Origin of the sequence: Pseudomonas izuensis, from assembly GCF_009861505.1 — a bacterium.
Taxonomy (GTDB): Bacteria; Pseudomonadota; Gammaproteobacteria; order Pseudomonadales; family Pseudomonadaceae; genus Aquipseudomonas; species Aquipseudomonas izuensis.
This window is the reverse complement of sequence record NZ_WTFT01000090.1, coordinates 1-1,343: the sequence shown is the minus strand read 5'-3', so window position 1 is coordinate 1,343 and position 1,343 is coordinate 1. Positions and strand designations below refer to the sequence as shown.

The following is a 1,343-nucleotide window of genomic DNA, read 5'->3' as shown; positions in this document are numbered from 1 at the left end:
CTCCAGATAAGCGGCCATGCCCATCTGCGTGACGCTGCAGGCCGAATGGGTGCTGAAGGTCTGCAAGCGCTGAATTTCCTGTTGATACTTGCCGGCAATCATCCAGCCGATCCGCACACCGGGCGACAGGGTTTTGGAGAAGCTCGAGCAATAGATCACCCGGTCCAGCCGGTCGTAGGCCTTGAGCGCCTTGGTGCGTCCCTGCTCGAACATCAGCTCGCCGTAGATGTCGTCCTCGACCACCTGAATGTCGAAATCCGACGCCAGGCGCAGCAATTGTTTCTGCCGCTCTTCGGGCATGGTGCCGCCCAATGGATTGCTCAGGCGCGTGGTCAGCACCAGCGCCTTGATCGACCATTGGTTGGCGGCCAGTTGCAGGGCTTCGAGGCTCATGCCGGTAGAGGGATCGCTGGGGATCTCGATGACCTTGAGCCCCAACAGATCCGCCAGTTGCAGCAAACCGTAGTAGGTTGGCGATTCGGCAGCGATGAGATCGCCCGGCCGGGTCAGCACTCGCAAGGACATTTGCAAGGCATCGACGCAGCCGTGGGTGATCACCACTTCCGACGGGTCGACCACCACCCCGGCATCGCGCATGCGGATGGCCACTTGTCGGCGCAACGGCTCGAAGCCTGGGCTGAACATGTAGCTGAATGCACGGGGACTATGGAAACGGGTGACCTTGGCCAGTTGCTGATGCAGTGCCCGTACCGGCAGATAGTCGACGCTCGGCACCGCGGCGCCCAACGGGAACACACCTTCGCGGCGGGATTCGACCAGTACTTGCTGGATGATGCTGCTGCGGGTGACCAGGCCTGGACGCTCGACCCGGGCAATGTCCGGCGTCGGTGCGGTCAGGGCCGGCGTCTGGTGCACGTAATAACCCGACTGCGGCCGGGCACGGATCAACCCCTGATCTTCGAGGTTGGCATAGGCCTGTAACACGGTGGCATGGCTGACATTGAGCTGCGAGCTCATCTTGCGTACCGAAGGCACGCGCTCTCCAGGTTGATACACACCGCGGCGGATGTCTTCAGCCAGTTGCTGAGCAATACGTTGGTAGAGCAAGAGATTGGTCATGACGCAGCACTCGATTTCACAGGCATTTTATTCTTGTAGGAAACGATACCGGAACAGTTTAGAAGTGTACTGGGACAGTTGCCACAATAGTCGACCGTACAGTGCAGTGTCAGCAAAATCTGTACTGCTTTTATCGGAAAGCTCGACTGTTTGGCAGGCACAAAAAAACCCGGCACTGACTGGCAGGCCGGGCTTGTAGGAGCCGGCTTGCTGGCAATGGCATCACTTCGGCGCCTCTGAAACACCGCGGTGATGTGATCGCC

At 59.6% G+C, this 1,343-nt stretch carries 2 protein-coding genes; both read right to left on the bottom strand.

The annotated features are described in order from the left end of the window. The coding region (locus tag GPL81_RS31010) for an aminotransferase-like domain-containing protein (protein ID WP_160109881.1) at window positions 1–1,080 on the bottom strand (1,080 nt) is incomplete at its 3' end. Next, a partial coding sequence (locus tag GPL81_RS31300; protein WP_218585678.1) for a hypothetical protein occupies window positions 1,077–1,343 on the bottom strand: 267 nt, incomplete at its 5' end. The genes GPL81_RS31010 and GPL81_RS31300, both read right to left, overlap by 4 nt.